Source organism: Anaerobacillus sp. MEB173, from assembly GCF_052119505.1.
Lineage (GTDB): Bacteria > Bacillota > Bacilli > Bacillales > JBJMAU01 > JBJMAU01.
Genome location: NZ_JBJMAU010000010.1, coordinates 69,217 through 87,114 on the forward strand (window position 1 = coordinate 69,217; position 17,898 = coordinate 87,114).

The 17,898-nt window shown below is 35.3% G+C and carries 21 protein-coding genes, 2 pseudogenes and 1 riboswitch; of the genes and pseudogenes, 16 read left to right on the forward strand and 7 right to left on the reverse strand.

What is annotated here, in order from left to right:
- Positions 1-551: 551 nt before the first annotated feature.
- Entirely contained in the window at positions 552-2,231 is a 1,680-nt protein-coding gene (locus ACJ2A9_RS17340; protein WP_441422940.1) for a GMC family oxidoreductase, read from the reverse strand.
- 239 nt (positions 2,232-2,470) lie between these two features.
- Between ACJ2A9_RS17340 and ACJ2A9_RS17345 the strand changes: the two genes are divergently transcribed.
- Positions 2,471-3,520 carry a YheC/YheD family endospore coat-associated protein gene (locus tag ACJ2A9_RS17345; protein WP_441422941.1) on the forward strand — a complete coding sequence of 350 codons (1,050 nt, stop codon included), beginning with the start codon at positions 2,471-2,473 and terminating at the stop codon, positions 3,518-3,520.
- Positions 3,521-3,938: 418 nt separating this feature from the next.
- Here ACJ2A9_RS17345 and ACJ2A9_RS17350 read toward each other — a convergent pair whose 3' ends face one another.
- The 3 genes from ACJ2A9_RS17350 to ACJ2A9_RS17360 form a co-directional block, all read right to left on the reverse strand.
- On the reverse strand, positions 3,939-4,253 hold the full coding sequence (locus ACJ2A9_RS17350) for a DMT family transporter (protein ID WP_441422942.1): 315 nt from the start codon (positions 4,251-4,253) through the stop codon (positions 3,939-3,941).
- On the reverse strand, positions 4,253-4,594 hold the full coding sequence (locus ACJ2A9_RS17355) for a DMT family transporter (RefSeq protein ID WP_441422943.1): 342 nt from the start codon (positions 4,592-4,594) through the stop codon (positions 4,253-4,255). Before ACJ2A9_RS17355 ends, ACJ2A9_RS17350 begins: the two co-directional genes overlap by 1 nt.
- A gap of 54 nt (positions 4,595-4,648) precedes the next feature.
- Positions 4,649-4,743: riboswitch (guanidine-I (ykkC/yxkD leader) on the reverse strand.
- A 470-nt stretch (positions 4,744-5,213) separates the two neighbouring features.
- Complete coding sequence (locus tag ACJ2A9_RS17360; RefSeq protein WP_441422944.1) at positions 5,214-6,152, reverse strand: DMT family transporter; 939 nt, start codon at positions 6,150-6,152, stop codon at positions 5,214-5,216.
- A 117-nt stretch (positions 6,153-6,269) separates the two neighbouring features.
- On the opposite strand from ACJ2A9_RS17360, the gene ACJ2A9_RS17365 reads away from it, so the two are divergent.
- From ACJ2A9_RS17365 to ACJ2A9_RS17395, 7 genes are all read left to right on the forward strand, one after another.
- On the forward strand, positions 6,270-7,154 hold the full coding sequence (locus tag ACJ2A9_RS17365) for an AraC family transcriptional regulator (protein WP_441422945.1): 885 nt from the start codon (positions 6,270-6,272) through the stop codon (positions 7,152-7,154).
- 83 nt (positions 7,155-7,237) lie between these two features.
- Positions 7,238-7,681 (forward strand): hypothetical protein, encoded by a 444-nt coding sequence (locus ACJ2A9_RS17370; RefSeq protein ID WP_441422946.1) that lies wholly within the window; start codon positions 7,238-7,240, stop codon positions 7,679-7,681.
- Positions 7,682-7,853: 172 nt separating this feature from the next.
- The gene (locus tag ACJ2A9_RS17375) at positions 7,854-7,982 is read left to right on the forward strand and encodes a hypothetical protein (protein ID WP_441422947.1); all 129 of its coding nucleotides are present in this window, start codon (positions 7,854-7,856) and stop codon (positions 7,980-7,982) included.
- Between the two features lie 133 nt (positions 7,983-8,115).
- Positions 8,116-8,424, forward strand: coding sequence for a hypothetical protein (locus ACJ2A9_RS17380; RefSeq protein WP_441422948.1), 309 nt, complete (start codon positions 8,116-8,118; stop codon positions 8,422-8,424).
- A 205-nt stretch (positions 8,425-8,629) separates the two neighbouring features.
- The gene (locus ACJ2A9_RS17385) at positions 8,630-9,253 is read left to right on the forward strand and encodes a hypothetical protein (RefSeq protein ID WP_441422949.1); all 624 of its coding nucleotides are present in this window, start codon (positions 8,630-8,632) and stop codon (positions 9,251-9,253) included.
- Between the two features lie 66 nt (positions 9,254-9,319).
- On the forward strand, positions 9,320-10,027 hold the full coding sequence (locus tag ACJ2A9_RS17390) for a DNA alkylation repair protein (protein WP_441422950.1): 708 nt from the start codon (positions 9,320-9,322) through the stop codon (positions 10,025-10,027).
- 109 nt (positions 10,028-10,136) lie between these two features.
- Positions 10,137-10,655: a hypothetical protein gene (locus tag ACJ2A9_RS17395; RefSeq protein WP_441422951.1), complete on the forward strand. Its 519-nt coding sequence runs from the start codon at positions 10,137-10,139 to the stop codon at positions 10,653-10,655.
- A gap of 94 nt (positions 10,656-10,749) precedes the next feature.
- Here ACJ2A9_RS17395 and ACJ2A9_RS17400 read toward each other — a convergent pair whose 3' ends face one another.
- On the reverse strand, positions 10,750-10,947 hold the full coding sequence (locus ACJ2A9_RS17400) for a hypothetical protein (RefSeq protein ID WP_441422952.1): 198 nt from the start codon (positions 10,945-10,947) through the stop codon (positions 10,750-10,752).
- Between the two features lie 191 nt (positions 10,948-11,138).
- Entirely contained in the window at positions 11,139-11,603 is a 465-nt protein-coding gene (locus ACJ2A9_RS17405) for a CBO0543 family protein (protein ID WP_441422953.1), read from the reverse strand.
- 215 nt (positions 11,604-11,818) lie between these two features.
- On the opposite strand from ACJ2A9_RS17405, the gene ACJ2A9_RS17410 reads away from it, so the two are divergent.
- The gene (locus ACJ2A9_RS17410) at positions 11,819-12,379 is read left to right on the forward strand and encodes a hypothetical protein (RefSeq protein WP_441422954.1); all 561 of its coding nucleotides are present in this window, start codon (positions 11,819-11,821) and stop codon (positions 12,377-12,379) included.
- A gap of 78 nt (positions 12,380-12,457) precedes the next feature.
- Here ACJ2A9_RS17410 and ACJ2A9_RS17415 read toward each other — a convergent pair whose 3' ends face one another.
- On the reverse strand, positions 12,458-13,909 hold the full coding sequence (locus ACJ2A9_RS17415) for a PQQ-dependent sugar dehydrogenase (RefSeq protein WP_441422955.1): 1,452 nt from the start codon (positions 13,907-13,909) through the stop codon (positions 12,458-12,460).
- A 169-nt stretch (positions 13,910-14,078) separates the two neighbouring features.
- On the opposite strand from ACJ2A9_RS17415, the pseudogene ACJ2A9_RS17420 reads away from it, so the two are divergent.
- The 7 genes and pseudogenes from ACJ2A9_RS17420 to ACJ2A9_RS17450 all read left to right on the forward strand — a co-directional run.
- Positions 14,079-14,183: pseudogene (locus ACJ2A9_RS17420) on the forward strand (DUF2935 domain-containing protein); the annotation flags it as partial.
- 200 nt (positions 14,184-14,383) lie between these two features.
- On the forward strand, positions 14,384-14,581 hold the full coding sequence (locus ACJ2A9_RS17425; RefSeq protein ID WP_441422956.1) for a hypothetical protein: 198 nt from the start codon (positions 14,384-14,386) through the stop codon (positions 14,579-14,581).
- Positions 14,578-15,096 (forward strand): DUF2269 domain-containing protein, encoded by a 519-nt coding sequence (locus ACJ2A9_RS17430; protein WP_441422957.1) that lies wholly within the window; start codon positions 14,578-14,580, stop codon positions 15,094-15,096. The genes ACJ2A9_RS17425 and ACJ2A9_RS17430 overlap by 4 nt, the downstream gene beginning before the upstream one ends.
- Positions 15,097-15,149: 53 nt before the next feature.
- Positions 15,150-15,431, forward strand: a pseudogene (locus ACJ2A9_RS17435) (DUF2200 domain-containing protein); the annotation flags it as partial.
- A 267-nt stretch (positions 15,432-15,698) separates the two neighbouring features.
- Complete coding sequence (locus tag ACJ2A9_RS17440; protein WP_441422958.1) at positions 15,699-16,334, forward strand: YhbD family protein; 636 nt, start codon at positions 15,699-15,701, stop codon at positions 16,332-16,334.
- Positions 16,335-16,991, forward strand: a complete 657-nt coding sequence (locus ACJ2A9_RS17445) for a hypothetical protein (protein ID WP_441422959.1) — start codon at positions 16,335-16,337, stop codon at positions 16,989-16,991.
- 17 nt (positions 16,992-17,008) lie between these two features.
- On the forward strand, positions 17,009-17,734 hold the full coding sequence (locus tag ACJ2A9_RS17450) for a polymer-forming cytoskeletal protein (protein WP_441422960.1): 726 nt from the start codon (positions 17,009-17,011) through the stop codon (positions 17,732-17,734).
- Positions 17,735-17,898: the final 164 nt, after the last annotated feature.

A 17,898-nucleotide genomic window follows, 5' to 3' on the forward strand; every position in this document is an offset into this window, starting at 1 on the left:
ACTAAAATCTCCCTATGTTTTTCTTATTCGAAATTCTTTTTTCAATTGATTACAGAGTTTATTATGCCCATAAATTTCAGATTCTGTGACAAAAAACTCCTCATCAGATATCCATTTCCTCACTAAAAATCAGTAGCAGAATCAATAGACCAGCCATTACTTTGGATACACCAGTGATCTCTAGCAGAAAATTTTAAAACATTATCAAGAAAAAATTAAGTGTTGGAAGTTGCAAGGTCAATGAAATAATTTATAGAACTAACGGTTCGTTGTTCCAAGAAGGATCAGTGCAAATAAGCAATATTTTTTGAAAATAATTACCATAGTATTTATATTTACAAATGCTGGATAGAAGCTCTACAAAGCCAACGTGACATGGATAAAGTGATCATTGAAATGGAACCTACTGAGCATTATAGGTATAGTTTAGCTTATTATATTAATTATTGTAGAGTAGAGAGTTCATATAGTTAAAAAATCCTTAATACAATAAGTGGGTGATTCTATTCTTTTTCTCTAAATCACTAAACAGTTGTCTATGATCAACTCCCTTACAAACCGTCCCGAATAAACCGTACTGCATTTAAACCAATCATCTGAGCAGGGATAGACGTATTACCATCCGGTAAAATAGGAGCAATTGAAAGATCAGCAACCTTAAGGTTTTTGGTACCAAAAACATTTAAGAACTTATTAACAACCCCATCTGCAATATCTACTCCCATTTTACATTGCCCTCCAAAATGTTCGTAATTCTCATAAGAGGCCAATGCATGATCAGCAAGCAGACGTCTTTTTTCTTCTTCATCCGTTAAATTGAAGATACTCTCATCAGGGAAGACCACCTTATATATACCATCCTGATCTAGTTCCCGAGCCTTCATTATGATATTGAAAGTTTCAATATATTGATCGATGATATAATTTAAGTCATTAGGATTTTCTAACGGATTAAAACTAATCGATGGATAAGCTTCCGGGTCACTGTGCGCAACTGTAATTGTCCCCCTGCTTAGTGGGTTAAGGTCAGAAATTCCAATACTCATAACGTTGCTTTCCTTTTCGTGATCAAATTGCCAATTATTTTTCATTACTTCTCGAATTGGTACAAAGAGTGGTAGTGGGAACCCTAACAATTGAAGGCGGCGACTAGATTCCTGATCACTCTTAAATGCACCTAATGCAACAGGGTCAGAATCCAATAATTGTAGAAGCCTACTCGTTTCTACTTCTATTCCCATCCCTACAAAATAATGAGTTTGGAAATTGTGGCCCACATTTGGACTGTTTACCAATGTTGAAATACCTGCTCGAGCTAAGTCTTCCGGTCTGCCTATTCCTGAACGTTGTAAAATAACTGAGGAAAAGTTACCTGCAGAGATAATAACACCTTTTCGAGCAAAACTTCGTTGCGAAATCCCGTTTCGAACAAATTCAACCCCAACAGCAGTATGAACCCCATTTTTTTGTTTAAATAAAACTCTATTCACTGTTGATTTAGCAAAGATAAACAGTTTTCTCTCCCCAACTCCAATTCCATCAGGATGGAATTCGTCTCCCTGTGTAACAATCGATTCATTTAAATAACCAGTCGCCGTAGAGGAACGGACAAATCCATTTACATCTCTTTGAAGAAATTGACCTTTGAAAAATGTGCAATCTCCTATGCCTGTATTATAGTCTTGAACTATAGGAATATCCAAAACATCGGAAGTTGCTTCAGTTAAAACTTGAATAAGTCCATTATCGGGAATCATTTGTTGTCTAATAAAAATCGGTCCATTTGTACCCCGCTCTTCGGGACTTTGTGTATTACCTGTGTAGGTTTCATTTTGTACAAATAAGGATCGAATATTTTCGTAATTCCACTCACACTCAGGATCTCCGAGGAGATTAGCCCACTCATCATAAAGATGACGGCTTCCTCGTACTGCATACATAGCATTATGTTGTGAGCTTCCTCCAATTGTTCTACCACCTGTTAATCGAAGTTGACGCCCAATTTTTGGCTCTAGCCTTGATAAAGTATTAAATGAATACCTATTATCGGTACTTAAAGTAAGTGCTTCGAATGCATCAGGGCTACTTAACTCATCCACCATATTCGTTCCTGCTTCAAGGACTAGCACGGAAGTTTGATTGTCATCCGATAATTCTTTGGCAATAACCCCTCCAGCAGTCCCAGCGCCAATAATAATATAATCAAATGTATCAAGAGGTCGAATACCCATCAATTATCACCTTTTTTTTCGTAGAATGTAATACAGTAAATGCAGAAGCAAAACTCGAGGTAACGGTCATTTGATTATAATCAATCTAAATGGGTACTATTTTCTTTTGGAGAGAGTAGATTCCTCGTCAATCTTTTTTCTATAATTAATTGTTTGCTTACCTAGTACAGGTATTCCGAACAGACATACACTACAAAGAAAAGAGTTTTCGTTAAATTAACCTAAAGCAGGTGTGTCTTATGGGTGATGTACCGTTAATTGGAATTATGGTTCCGCGTAGGAAACAACGAAGAAAAATATTACGAATGTACAATCGTTATAAAGGCTGCTTAAAGATTGAGTTATTTTGTTTTACCCCAAAGGATATTAATTGGTTTAACCGAGAGATACAGGGAGTTTCAATAGAAAATAATAAATGGAAAACCAAAATGTTTCGTTTCCCCGATGCAGTCTACAACCGCTGTTATTTAAAAAGAGCAAAAACGATACGTAGATTGGAAAAACATATTGGAGAAAATAAATGTATTAATCGTATCACACACTTTAATAAATGGCGTATTTATGACATATTGTCGAGTACCGAGTTAGATAAATATGTTCCAAAAACGTGTTTATATAAGCCAAAGGTATTTATGAACCAGTTAAACCAGGAAAAACGTTTAATATTGAAACCTATTTATGGTTACCTTGGTAAAGGAATTTATTTAGTTGAATTAAATGATGATCATATGATAAACGTTTATCAAGATACGTTAATACCTATGTACACTTTTAACGATAAGAAATTATTTTTTGAAAAAATGACCGAGTTAATTGGAAAGAGGAAATATATTACCCAAAAAGTAATCCAGATAGCAGAAGTAGATGAAAAAATTGTAGATATAAGAATACTAGTACAAAAAGATTTAAATGGAACTTGGAGTGTTACAAATGGAGTTTGTAGGATGGCTCCGTATAACTTTTTTATCACAAATTTTAGTGAAAAGGTCTACGAAATGGATGAAGTACTTGACGTTTTGGTGAGCGATTTAAATAAAAGAAACACTATTAGACAAGAGATATATGATATTGGTATAAATGTAGGTCAAGTACTAGATAAGGCAATAGGATTATTAGGAGAGCTCGGAATAGATATCGTGATCGATGAAAATAGAAAAGTTTGGATTATAGAAGTCAATGGTAAAAGTCAGAAAAAAATGTATCACATGCTAGATGGAGCCGAAGACGAGAAAATCGCTCTTGTTTATAAGCGACCATTAGAATTATCTTATTATTTGTCGCAAAGGTAGTGTGTAATATGAGGATATCTTGCAAAAAATCCTTTATTGTCTAGCAGACAAGAGAGTATTCAAGGTTAAACAAGAACTGTTATTTATAACAGGATCTTTGCTTAGTAATACAACTATACTGGCAATAGAATAACCAACTAAGAGGGTCGATTGCATTCAAAGTGATCGTCCCTCTTAGTTGACGAATACTGCGCATTCAAACAACTTTTTTTTTGTACTAACTTTGTGAAACAATGTTCTTAAAGCTACAATATGCATTAGCTGCGAAAACTTGCAATGGCAGTTCATATTTATGTTAAAGTAAACGGAACGCTAAGAAAAAGCCTTAATTTCATAAAGTGTTGATATGAAACATAGGCTTTTTTCTATTCACTTTTAATGAAATTGAAGTCAGAGTATACGTTTTATCCTTTTATTCTTATGAAATAAGTTTTAGTCCTACCGCTGCACTTAGAACCATAGCGATAAAGACTAACCTTTTCCAATCTTTTGATTCACCATATAACAACATTCCAAGTATTGCTCCGCCAGATGCACCAATTCCTGTCCATATCGCATAAGCTGTCCCCATAGGGAGTGTTTCCATTGCATAAGCTAGAAATAAGAAACTTGCCCCAAATCCAAGAACTAAAAAAACCAGTGATTTCCAATTTTGGTCCTTATGAAGTTTATTTATCATGACAACACCAAACATTTCAAATAATCCTGCTAAGATTAAAGAAAACCATGCCATTAGGAATCAGTCCCTTCTTGAACGGTATCCTTTGTCACTAATTTTAATCCGATAACACCGGTTAGCAAGAGTAAAATCAAAAGTATTTTACTTATTTTGAATGGTTCTTCAAAGAAAATAATTTCAGAAATGACAGTACCTGCCGTGCCTAACCCCACAAAAACCGCATAAACAGTGCCTACTGGAAGCTTACGTCCAGCCATAATCATTAAATAGAAGCTTATGAGGATGGAAATAACTGTTCCAGCCCAAGTCCAAAAACCATCAGCGTGTTTCAACCCTATTACCCAAAATACTTCAAAAAAAGCAGCCACAAATACTTTCAACCAGTTTGTGTTCATCTTAATGACACCTCCGATTTTTCTTATTAAGACAAAAAAGCCTGAGAGAAAAGTATCTCCCAGGCTTTTATCCTTCCGTGACACAGCAAGCTGTGAGTTTTCTCTCGAACCAGACCAACTTGCGTTGCGGAACCCTAGAAAACATTTTTGAATTATACATTTTAGCTTATATTTTACACATAATCGACATTATTTCAAGACTGAAATATTGGCCATGGTGATATTTGTAGCCCTTGTTTTATTGAACCAAATTAAATACTAAATCAATTCCTCATACTGTTTTGTTACCAATCCATTCGCTTACCATCTCTGAAGAATCCGCCGTTAGGTCCTTCATGTCCTATGGTTGCTAACCAAAGGATTGACTCAGCAGCTTGCTTAGGAGTTCTTGGAGGTTCAATGATTGGAGGCATTCGTGAAACATTGAAGTGATTTCGGCAGACCAAATTGACGAAGCATACGAACGGGTATTAACTTCAGATGTGAAGTATCGATTTGTGATTGATACTAGTACAATGTGAGTTTCAAAGATAAATTGTCTTGTTATTAAAAAAATATGATTGAAAAATAAACGAAACATCTATCTCCTTTTTAAAGCTATAGCCCCTTTCAGCAAAAACTAGCTGATTTTGAGGGGCTTTTTGTTTTGTTTGCTGTTATTTGAAGAAGAATCTTTATTCAAAGCCAATAATAAAATCATTATAAGGATACATGTTGTACCAAACCATTGAAACATTCCAAAGGGTTCTTTTAACCAAAAGACGGTTGTGAAAACAGCTGCTAATGGCTCAGTGCTTCCTAGAAGACTTGATTCTTTAGCGGCTAGACTTTGTAAACTTTCTATATAAAACCAGAATGCGATCATTGTACCGAAAATAATAACGAAGACTAAGTATAAATAAGCTTCAGCAGTTAAGGTTGTAAAGTCCATTTGCCAAGGAGGATGGATAAAACTTAATGCAAAACCGCCGATAATCATAGCCCAGCCAACAATGACAAGTGAATCGAATTGTTTCAGTAATGGAATGGCGTATAAAGTATAAAATGCTAAAGCTACTCCAGATAAAATCCCCCAAATGATTGCAGGAGTTGGAACAGTTAATTGAGAGATTGAGCCGTTTGTTAATAAGAAAAAGCAACCGACTAAAGCGAGCGAAACAGTCAACAAATCTCTTTGGGTTAGAACAGCTTGTTTGCGGAAAACCAGGTAAACGATAATCATTACAGGAGCTAAATATTGTAATAGCGTTGCAACAGCAGCATTTCCGTGTTCAATAGAAGCCATATATGTGTATTGAACCGCAAGCATTCCGAGTATACCGAAGATTATTAATTGAATAGCGATCCTTCCAGTTTTCCAAACACCAAGGATTTGGGCACGGTCTTTCCCAAAATATTGAACTGTTAAGAGTAAAAAACCAGCTATGAGCAATCGCGTCGTTACAAGCCAATCTACATCAATTTCAAACTCTTGAAACAGCTTTTTTGAAACCGTGCCACCAATCCCCCATAATAATGCTCCAGTGATAACAAGAAATATTCCCTTTTGTCTACTCATATTTGATTCTCCACCTTAAATATAAAAATAGTGTTACAATACTTCATATAATAAATGAAAAATCCCTTAAATAATACCGGAATCGAATGAAAAAATATAAGGATATTGAGGTGTGAGATGCAAATAAAAGATTTTATGATTGATCAAAATCTAAAGGAATTAACAGAACACCGAACAGTTGTGTTACCGGTTGCATGTTACGAAACAACAATTAACCAAAATTTAAATGGCTTTATACCACTGCATTGGCATGATGAATTACAGTTTGTTCTAGTACGAAAAGGGGAAGCGTTTTTTCAGATAAATGAAGAGAAAATTACTGTTCGAGAAGGCGAAGGGCTATTTATAAATAGTGGCTGTCTGCACATGGCGAAAGATAACATCGATTCGGGCTGTGTCTATATCTGTTTAAATGTTTCTCCAAGTTTCGTTTTATCACAAGAACTTTATACCACCTTTGTAAACCCTTATATTCAGGCGACGAATATCTCTTATTTACACTTGGTTCCAAAAGAGCTTTGGGCGACTAATATTTTGGACTCTATTATGAAAATCAATCAGTTGATAAAAGAAAACCCACCATACTATGAAATTGACGTCAGCCTACATCTAACATTAATTTGGAAGAACATAATTATTAATGGTGTTCAAATAGAGTACGAACAAACGGAAATGGTAAAGAGTCAACGAATGAAGCAAATGTTAAACTGGATACACACTCATTATGCTGAGAAAATTCTACTAGACGATATTGCACGGGCTGGAGGGTTAAGCCGTTCCGAATGCTGTCGATATTTCAAACGAATTTTAAAGAAAACACCTTTGAATTACGTAACCGATTATCGAATTCAAAAAAGCCTGCTTTTACTGCAACAATCAGAATCCAATGTCACTGATGTTGCCTATCAGGTAGGGTTTAACAGCACAAGTTATTTCATTGATAAATTCCGAAAGTCAATGAAGATGACACCATTAGCATACAAAAAATCTAAAAATAGCTGACTTACTTTTGTGAAAAAAATATACTTAAGCAAACAAATGATAAGGTATACGAGATAGATTTATTTGTTAGGGGGGAATAGGAGATGAAAAATCTATTTATAACTTCAATATTTATCGTGATTATGATACTTGCTGCATGTTCGAATGAAGAAGTGACTAACTATAAGTACACATATATAGGTGAAGGTGAGTTTTGGAAGGCTGAATATATTTATCAGGGAACCGAGATATGGGGCGAAGAAGAAGGAAAAACAACATATTCTAATGAAGATAGTGATCTATTTAGAATAACCTATAAAGGTTCAACGGAAGATATTCAACCAATGAAAAAGCTTGAATATTCTTATGATACAAGTGGTGGAAGTGCTACTAGCGTCAGGGAATTTGATGCCCCGCCAAACGATACTACATTTACAATTAAGGGTGGTGGTACTGGTATGAAAGTAAAAGAAGACGAGTTTATACGGGTAAATGTAAAATGGGATAATTTTGAAGAGTCATTTGAGTTGACAAACCAAGGGAAATGATTAAGGAAGTTTTGTTCAGCTAACTGGAGCAAGATTATAGAACGATTGAGCTGAGTACTGTTCTTTTTTCTTTTTCAGCTAACGAGGCAAATAGGTCATACTATTGGAAAAAATAAGGTCTGTTGTGACCGCAAAAAACGCATGATATGTCTAAGCGGCCAGGGGGGACCTTATGTTCATGAAAAAGGGTTTAATTAGTGCTGGGCGGCCACCAGGGTTCTTAGTGATTGATAATAGGAGTAAATTAATGCGTAGAATCGAGATTAGGGTACCTCATGGCCGCTTAGAAAGAATAACATAAGAAAATAAGGAGAATATGGTCCCTGATGGCCGCGAAAAACTAGTGCTGCATCTAGGCGGCCACCACAGTCCTAATGGCTTAGGGTTAAAATAAATCTTTAAAAAAGGATTCATTTTTTGGGGGAGGGATGATGTTGTATAAATACATAGTAGTAGGGGCTGTTATATCTGCACTATACCTATTACAAATTAAATTTGTCAGTTTTAGAAAAGAGGAAATGCTTGCGGGATTATTGGCAGTTATAGCTGTCGGTGTGTTTGGGTTAATTTGGAAAAAGGAAACGAAATCAAACCATATAAACTCTGTTGTAGGAATAAGTATTTTTGTTTTCTTTGTTTTCTTCTTTTTATCTGACAATACGTTTGTTGGTGGAGAAAAAATGACTGCAATTGCACTCAGTTTTATAGTTGCAGGAGTTTTTGGTTTGCTCAAAAAAGCTTGATAAGGCATTCTGTTTTATTAAAGTAAAGAATGCATTACCTTTTTTGCAATATTAGTTAAAGTAGAGCTTGCCGTTGAGACTGGACCCTGATTTATTGAGATAGTAGGTTATACTGTTATCTACGAAATAAAAATTTGAGGTAACCATTATGGAAATTAGATTAGAAAAATTACAACAAGATTTTTTTTAGATGGGGGGGCGTTCTTTGAAAAAGAACTATTTCATTCTCAGTGTTATCATATTATCTAGCTTAATACTAAGCTCTGGTTGCTCTAATTCAAGTAACAAGGTAGCAACTATTTCAGTTAATTCGGATTCTGAATATGTAAAAACCTTTGAAGATTTGAATATAGGAATACTATATGATTTTAATTTCAAATTACTTAATGCAGATAAAAGATGGGTAAATCTTTGGGTAGAGAGATATAATGATGGAAAGAAAGTTTCTCAACCATTAGCGCAATTATCCTACGGTAACAGTCCAATAGAAGTTGATGAAGGGCATTTGGGGTTTGGAATGATAAATCCCAACTCAGAAGATACTTTTGTATTTCTCTATGGACCTAGTGTAAGCACTCAACCATCAATAATTGAAAAGGAATCTAAGACTGATATGTTTATTGCTCGGGATTATGCCATTGGTGATGAAGAAGTAGAATTAGAATTAGGTGAAACAATAATATTAGCAGCTTATAGAGAAACAGGAAGTAATTCGATTAGCACGGTTGATTTGCAAGATGAGGAATCAGTAAATAGAATGATTAAACAAGATGATATGGTACTATTACTGAAACTAAAGGTAGATGAAGAAAATGTAAATCTTAACTAAAGACTGTATTTAGCAAATTTGTGAACAAATTGATAGGTATTTATTAAGGAAGGAAGTGCAAATAACATGGACTTCGAAACAGTTATGCAGGAGCTTGAAGCACTCGGCAAGGAACGAACTAAAAAAATGTATATATCAAATGGTGCGCACGAACCGCTTTTTGGTGTGGCAACAGGCGCTATGAAACCGATCGCAAAGAAAATAAAAATAAATCAAACTTTAGCTGAAAAGCTTTATGCAACAGGTAACTATGATGCCATGTACTTTGCAGGCATAATTGCAGACCCAAACGCCATGACCGAGTCAGATTTTGATCGTTGGATGGATGCAGCTTATTTTTATATGCTGTCCGATTATGTAGTGGCAGTAACTTTATCAGAGTCAGATATTGCACAAGACGTTGCTGATAAATGGATCGCAAGCGGTGAAGAGTTGAGAATGTCAGCGGGTTGGAGTTGCTACTGTTGGCTTTTAGGGAATCGCCAAGACAGTGAATTTTCCGAAAGCAAGATAGCGAATATGCTTGATAGTGTGAAAAATACGATTCATGATTCTCCAGAACGAACGAAATCCGCCATGAATAATTTTTTATATACTGTGGGAATTTCATATTTGCCGCTTCATGAAAAGGCAGTCGAGACCGCAAAGGCAGTAGGTACTGTGGAAGTCAAACGTGACAAGAAAAAAAGCAATTTCTTAAATGCTTATGAAAGTATTCAAAAAGAAATTGATAAAGAAAGGCTTGGTTTCAAACGCAAATACGTAAGGTGTTAAAAATCAGCTTCTTATCAGGGTGTTGATCCAAGAAGGGTTGACACTCTTTTTGTTGAAGTTACTGAACGAGTCAGAATATTTGACTTAAACTATTGGGGAGGATGTTTGGATGAAAAAGTGGTTTATTATACTAGGAAGTGCTCTAGTAATATTCGTTATTATTTTTAACGATGCCTTTTCTAAAGGGGAATTTATTATCGGCGGCACTACATCTTATATCGCTTTGGATGCACCAATTGTGGAGGAAAGACTTCCCTTTTATATAGGCTACGGTCTCTATTGGGACGGTATTGGAAAACCGAATTTAACCAACGTCACATTAATAAAAAATGATGGAACGGAGCTTAATGAAGAGGATTTACAAATATCGGTCACTTCGATGATTGATGAAATGGGTGTGACGGGAGTGATCGCCGAGGAAAGTGTAATTGAAGAAGGGTATATCAATGAATATCTACCAGTGGAAAACTATAAAGTAGACGATAACTTTCTGCTCGTCTTTCGGGTGGAGCTACACGATTCAAACTATGAAAATAACATAAGTCATCTCATTATCGAATACAAAAACTTTGGCTTTCAACAAAAGCAAACATTGAATTTTGAAGGTTTTTTCAAGGAATTTGAATAAATTTTCATTGAATATAGCCCTGAATAAAGCCTAATGCTTGTAGGCATTCAAAAACAATAAAACATGACATGCACGACGACAATTCCTGCTCCTATTACTTTTCAATTTCAGATTCTAGAAAAGAATCAATTGATTCATCCAATAATCTTTCCCGATTTGAGTCTTCATTGACATCTGAATCCACTTCCATTTCTTGTTTAAATATGCCGTATGTATCATCTTCATTATTTAATCGATTCACTTGATTTTTATGTAGAATGCGTTTGTAATGATTATTTTTTTGATGTGGCATGTAATCTCCTCCTGTAACAGGTATTAAGCTTAGTATGCGTAATTGATCCGAAAATAAATCTAAGATTGCTTTTAAGATGATAATTATTTCGGTTTCTTTGGCGAGCGGGGGATAGGAGAACTGACTGCAACAACTGGAGATTTAGAAGAAATACCCGAAAAGTGGTAAAATAACATGTGATAACTTTTCCGTTAGTGAGATGGATTTATGATTACATTAGACATCCATCTATGGTGCATGTAAAAAATGAAAAATAAAAACCAATCAGCTGCATAAGACCAACCTAAATTCCACCACAAGCCATGTTCAATAAAACCGATAGACAACAAAATGAACTCAAGAAAAATAGTAGATAGTGTCCAATAAAAAATATGCTTGGCTACCGTAAATGTCGTTTGGTTTTTAGGTAATGTTTGAAGAAAAAAATAAAGAACGACAAAATATAAGCCAAAAGAGTTCATTATTTGAATCCAAAACATCTCTACATCCGTGCCTGGATATTGCCACAAAGGATAGACAAACATCAATAAGTCAGTAATAAAAGCTAAAATAATAGCAACATAGCCTGTCGCCACATATAACGGGAACCTTTTTTTATTACCAAATATAAAAAAAACCAACCAAGATAAAATAAATAAAGTAATACCAATGAACATTTCGCACCTCTAACGCACTTATTATAACTTATTTATCATTTATTTTGGGCATAACGCTAGATATAATACTTTACTAACGGAATAATTAAAAGTGGTTACAAGTTGAAATTTCACGTGAAAGTACACGACTGGATTATTAATAATAGTTCCACCTCTAAAAAATGGTAAATATAATGTACGGAAAACGTATAAACCATTTAGAATGAGGTGAAAAAGTGTATTTTTTTAAGCCTATTTCTGATGAGGTTCGTTTATCTCAAATAATATTTAATAAACAGAAAAAAACGATGAAGCTCATATTAGGGTCTATTTTTGCTTGTATTGCTGCTATTTTACAGGCTGCTGGTGGCTTTTTACCTGGTGTGGGATATTTTATAAGTCCGCTTGCCACTGCCCCTATTCTGTTATGTTCCATGTTATCCATTCCCTTTGGAGTAATGTCCTATTTTCTTACAATTATGTTGTTATTCATCCTACAGCCAGCTGAACTAATTGTATTTCCTTTTACAACAGGATTGTTAGGACTTGGCATAGGGGCATCTTTTTACCTTTTCAGGAAGAGGTTAAGTATTATTGCTACTGGTACAATTCTTTTAATATTAGGAATTATGAGTCTAATATTTATTTTACACTTTCCAATTTTAGGTCCAGCCGTCTCTCATTCCTTTTCATTTCTTACAACTATAAGTATCTTTTTATTTGCTTTTCTTTATAGCTGGTTATGGGTTGAAATTGCTTTAATCATTTATAAAAGAGTAATAATTATTATAATTTAGTTATCCTCCAAAACAGTCGAGTCTCAGGAAATCCACCCATTTTTTTCAGGTGACTACAAGATACTCAAATCTTATGATTCATGGAACTATTTCAAAAACAGTGCCTTGGTTAAAATCAGTCACATTCATAGAGCCATAAACCCCTAAATATAGTCGGGACTGATCCAGATTCGTTCCCAAACTAGCATAAAAGGCTGATTGAGACCCAAAATCATAATCGGTTTGAATCACACTAAAATCATTTTGTATGCCATCTGGTCTCACTCTCGTATAAGCTAAAGCCCCTCTACCCTGAGGTTGAGAATCTTTTCGGGCAAAATCAGTAAACACAACACTTCCTGTTAAACCAGGGATTCGATTTCCCATATAAGGCTGAATTCCTGTAAGTGCAGTTCCTCCAAACTTATCGGGACGGGGATCAATATGAAAATAACTAGTTAAAGGCTGAAGACGATTACTTGAAAGTGCTACTGATTCATTGTAATAAGCAATTGTTTTCTCATTCAAAGACGGATTATTAGTGCAGCCTTCCATGGTCGAAGTAGGAAAACAGCCTTCCCATCCCCGCCAGCCAAAGTTAATAAATCCTTCTTGGTCAGGCTTAGAATACATTAAAGAAGCTTGAACAAGCTGTGTAACCGGAATAGGTTTATAATGAACAAATGAAAAAATCGACTCGACCAAATCCTGTCCGACATTTCCCGTATATTTTATATACTGATTATTAAACCTTTGAAATGAAATGCCTGGTATATTGCGAACCCCTTTTGCAATTACTGTAAGCGTTTCCTGAATAGATGCGGGAAGTTCATTAAAACGTGTGACTACAAGTGGATTATTGATAAATGAATTCTTATCTACATCAATTTCAATTATTTTGCCGGCGATTTCCATATCATCCTGGCTTAAATTAAATGGATCATAGCCTGATCCACCATCTCCGGTTGTTAAAACAAGTTTTCCTGTTTCGGGTGAAAAGTTTAAGCTATTGACACCATTATGATTGAAAAATGGTCTTCTTAAATTAAGTAATGTCCGCCGTTTTTGAGGTTGACCATTCGATTGTACAAACCATTCTTCAACTGTATCTATATGATCATATTGAATGTCTCTATTTATCCATTTTAGATTTAAGGTTCTGGGATCACACGGATTAGGCTTAAAAAATTCAGGAAGACCATCATTTCCTTGTCTTGCAGCTTCTGAATTTAGAAGAGCACCTGGACCTTGTGTTCCAGCTACTGAATAATGAAGATAAAACAGACCGTTATAATAAAATTCGGGATGAAACGCTAGCCCTAGCAATCCCCGTTCATCATATCCGCCACCAGAAACACCTAGTTTTATGACGCGTGGGTGAATATCTAAAAAAGTCCTTATATCTCCGTTTCCAATGAAATAAATCTCTCCTACCTGGGTTGCAATAAATAATCTTTCAATTGAGTCACCTGGAAGTATAGTTGTTTTCAATACAGTGGGTAAATTTATCTTACTTACAATAGGCTGTAAACTAACCTTAAGATTTTTCAATTAACTTACACCCCTTCTTATTGGTTTCTATGATAAGAATATGATTAGAAAAGTTCAATAAGTACCAAAATAGGACCGGGGAATTTTGAAATCCACCACCGAAAGGAAGGGTTAAATAAGGGGGGGAATATGGCAATCCGATAGTTGAGAGGTGATTAGACGAAATTCGATTTTGAGTAATATTCATCCTCTTTTGGCTGATCATACATTTAGAGAAGCTGAGAGATTTGTAGAAATTATAGATTTATATGAAGCAAGTTTGAAAAGAACATGATTTTCAGCTAACTGGGTGCAGTAATGTTGAAGAAAAATATTATAATTTCGATTAGACAATTACTGTGCAACAAATGTCTTCATTTTTAGGTGACTTTGTGAAAAAATGTACTTAATCTAACGGCCTCTTAGTGCATGATGGCTTAAAACATTGCTATAATTAAAATTATATTTTATAAACACAAAATTGGGAGGATATTCATGACTAAACACGAAGGACCACCAAGTACACCACGGTGGGTAATAGTCTTTGGGATAATTGTTATTGTTTTAGTTTTATTATTTGTAATTTTGAAAATTATAGGTATCGGTGGAGAACATGGTCCCAGTCGCCACTTTTCACTTAATGGTGTTGGTTACGATGTTTCGTTAGTAGAACAAGGTAGTACCGAGTCATGATGATGACACCACGCGTCCGAAAGTTTGCACTTTTGATACATATCGTTTCTACTCTTGGCTGGATTGGAGCTATTGCTTGTTTTCTTGTTCTTTCTATTGTTGGTTTGAATAGTGAGAATGAACAGCTGGTCAGTGCATCTTACCTATCGATGGAATTGACTACGTTGTTCGTCATTGTTCCGTTAAGTATACTCTCTCTGTTAAGTGGTCTTATACAATCGTTAGGTACAAAGTGGGGCTTGTTCCGTCATTATTGGGTATTGATAAAATTATTGTTAACGCTGGTTGCAGCTATCGTTTTGTACTTACAACTGGAGCCAATTAGTTATATTGCAGATGTAGCAGCAGAGACGACATTATCTAGCGCAGATCTCCGTGGGATAAGACAGTCCCTTGTTGTACACGCTGTTGGTGGATTATTGGTCTTACTTGTGGTTACAACGTTATCAGTATACAAACCACGTGGAATGACTCAATACGGTTGGCGAAAGCAGAACAATAGTAAGAATGGATAAGTGAAGTAAATAAAACTCAATTATCATGTTTATTATGAAGGATATTGGAATAAAAAGGGCGTGCAAAAACAGAAGTCGATGAAATCATCCGTTGGTTAACAGGGTATAGCCAGGAAGAGTTAGAAGCGGAACTGGAAAAACAGACAGACTTTGAGACCTTCTTTGCGGAAGCTCCCCAACTTAATCCTTCACGGAATTTGATCAAAGGTGTGGTCTGCGGTGTCCGAGTGGAAGACATTGAAGAACCAACTATGCAGGAAATTCGCTATTTGGATAAGCTGATAGATGAGTTAGCAAAGGGAAAAGCGATGGAGAAGATTTTGCGAAATTTTTGATGAACATGAAAAAAATACTTAAAAAAGAAGGAGAAGCAAGGAGCCTACTAATTGTAGGCTCTTGCTTTTTTATTTGGAGGTGATCAACCTTTAACAAAACCTAGTCAAACTACTATTTTACCTAACCAGCCCAATCTTCTCCCGATAATTTAATAAGTAAGTAGTAAGTTATTATTTTCATTTGAATAAAGTAATCAAATAAGAAGAAAGATAGCAACTTTACAATGTAACAGTGTTATGTTACATTGTGTTTAAGGAGTGAAGACAATGGATGAAGAATTAATCTCGAAAAAAGACTTGCTAGAGCAAACGGACATTACTTACGGACAGCTCTATCGTTGGAAGAGAAAAAAGTTAATACCGGACGATTGGTTTATTAGAAAATCAACGTTTACAGGACAAGAAACGTTCTTTCCAAGGGAGAAAATGATTGTAAGAATTAACAGAATCAAAGAATTAAAGGACAGTTTATCACTGGATGAATTAGCAAATGCTTTATCTCCAAAGAAGAAGGACGTAAACATATCAAGGAAGGACTTCATAGAACGAAACATTGTTTCGTCCAATGCTGTCGCTATTTTTGAAGAACAATTCAGTGAACTGGATACGATCACCTTTCAAACTTCGCTATATTTGTATCTTTTAGATAAATCCTTGGAGACAGGAGAGGTTGGGTGGGAAGAAGGAATGCAAATCATTCAAACATTACATGACCATTTTCCGAAGCTAGAGGAAAAGCGTGCTTCACTAGTGGTGTTAAGAAAAATGGGTGTTGTAACAGTGTTGCTTGTTACCAATCCCAATGACTTTTATGTTGATGAGAAAACAAAAGTGGCTGTTTCATTGGACATTGATACAGAAGTGGATAAACTACTGAATTCCTTAGGAGCAGGGGGTTTTTAAATGACAAAGGAAAAAAATAAAAATTTAAAGGTTATAGGAGAAGGAAGCTATCCTTGTGGAGATTACGAAAAAATTAAAGTTACAGGTCAAGGGGAAATTTTTGAAGATGTTTGTTCCCAAGAAACAAAGATTGTGGGGGAATATCGTATAAAAGGAAAGGCGAAAATGGATCAAGTGCATGTAACTGGAAATCTGAGTATAGATGAAGAATTAAATAGCAATAGAATAAAAGTTATTGGTGGGCTAAATGTAAGGAAGTCCATGATAGCAAATACGCTTGAAATGAGAGGATTTCTCAACGGGGATGAAAATGTGGAGCTGGAAAAAATGAACCTTAAGGGGGGATTTAATATCACTGGGTTGTTAAATGTTGGTGATTTACAGGTTAATTTACTAGTTGCTCCTAGCAAGGTCGGTGAAATTGGTGGTGAGAAGATAATAATCAAAAGTAGAAGTTTCTTGAAGCGATCTTACACACTAGAAGCAGAGGTAATTGAAGGAGATAACATTTATCTAGAACATACCACAGCAAAAATAGTTAGAGGAAATGACATTGAAATAGGTCCAAATTGCCATATTGAGAAAGTAGAATATAGATCTACCTTTACAAATAAAGAAAAGAATTCAAAAAATATTTTACAAGTTAATCAAATTTAATAATGGGGGCTTTTATTATGGTTCAAAAAGCAAAAGGGGATTTAATTCTATCTGGGAATAGTGAAGCAGGTGGTGGCTCATTCATAAAGGTTGCGATCAACGGCCATGGAGCAATACATGGTGATGTAGAATGTAATGATTTTGAGTGCAATGGTTCGGCACAAATAAATGGGGATATCACGTCCCAGCACGCTGTTATCAATGGAAGTACAAAGGTACAGGGAAATTTTTCTTCTGACGAGATTGAGATACATGGGGACTCAACGATAGACGGAAATGCATTTTTTCGGAAAATGGAAATCAAGGGGCATACACGATTGAAACAATCTTTAAAAGGAGACGAGATTCTCCTCGAAGGAATTATTAAGGTAGCCGGGGATTGTGAAGTGGAGAAAGCAGAGCTAAATGGAGCTTTTACCATTGATGGATTGCTAAATGCTGATCACGTTGAAGTCACGTTACATGGGAAATCATCCGTGAAAGAAATAGGGGGAGAAGTGATTACTGTAAAAAGAAATCGGCACCCTATTCTTCATTTGGATAAGTTGATTAAAACGTTGAGTAAAGAATTACATGCAAATATCATTGAAGGTGATGTGGTTAAACTAGAATATACGAAGGCGAAAGTTGTTCGTGGAAATACAGTAGAGATCGGTCCTGGGTGTGAAATTGAGTTTATCGAGTATAGCAGTGACCTAAATGTTTCGGAAAAGGCTGTCGTAGAAAAATCTGAGAAAGTTTAAAATAATGGAGAGATTGTTAAAAAATGGAGAAGAGGCTTATTACCGCAAGTCATCATAATCATTTTCACTCTTTGGCTTTTGTGAAAAAAAATCGGGATACCATTTTGGGGCGAATCCAGACAAAACTGATTTAGAATCTTTCATTACAATAGCAGAGTCCATAA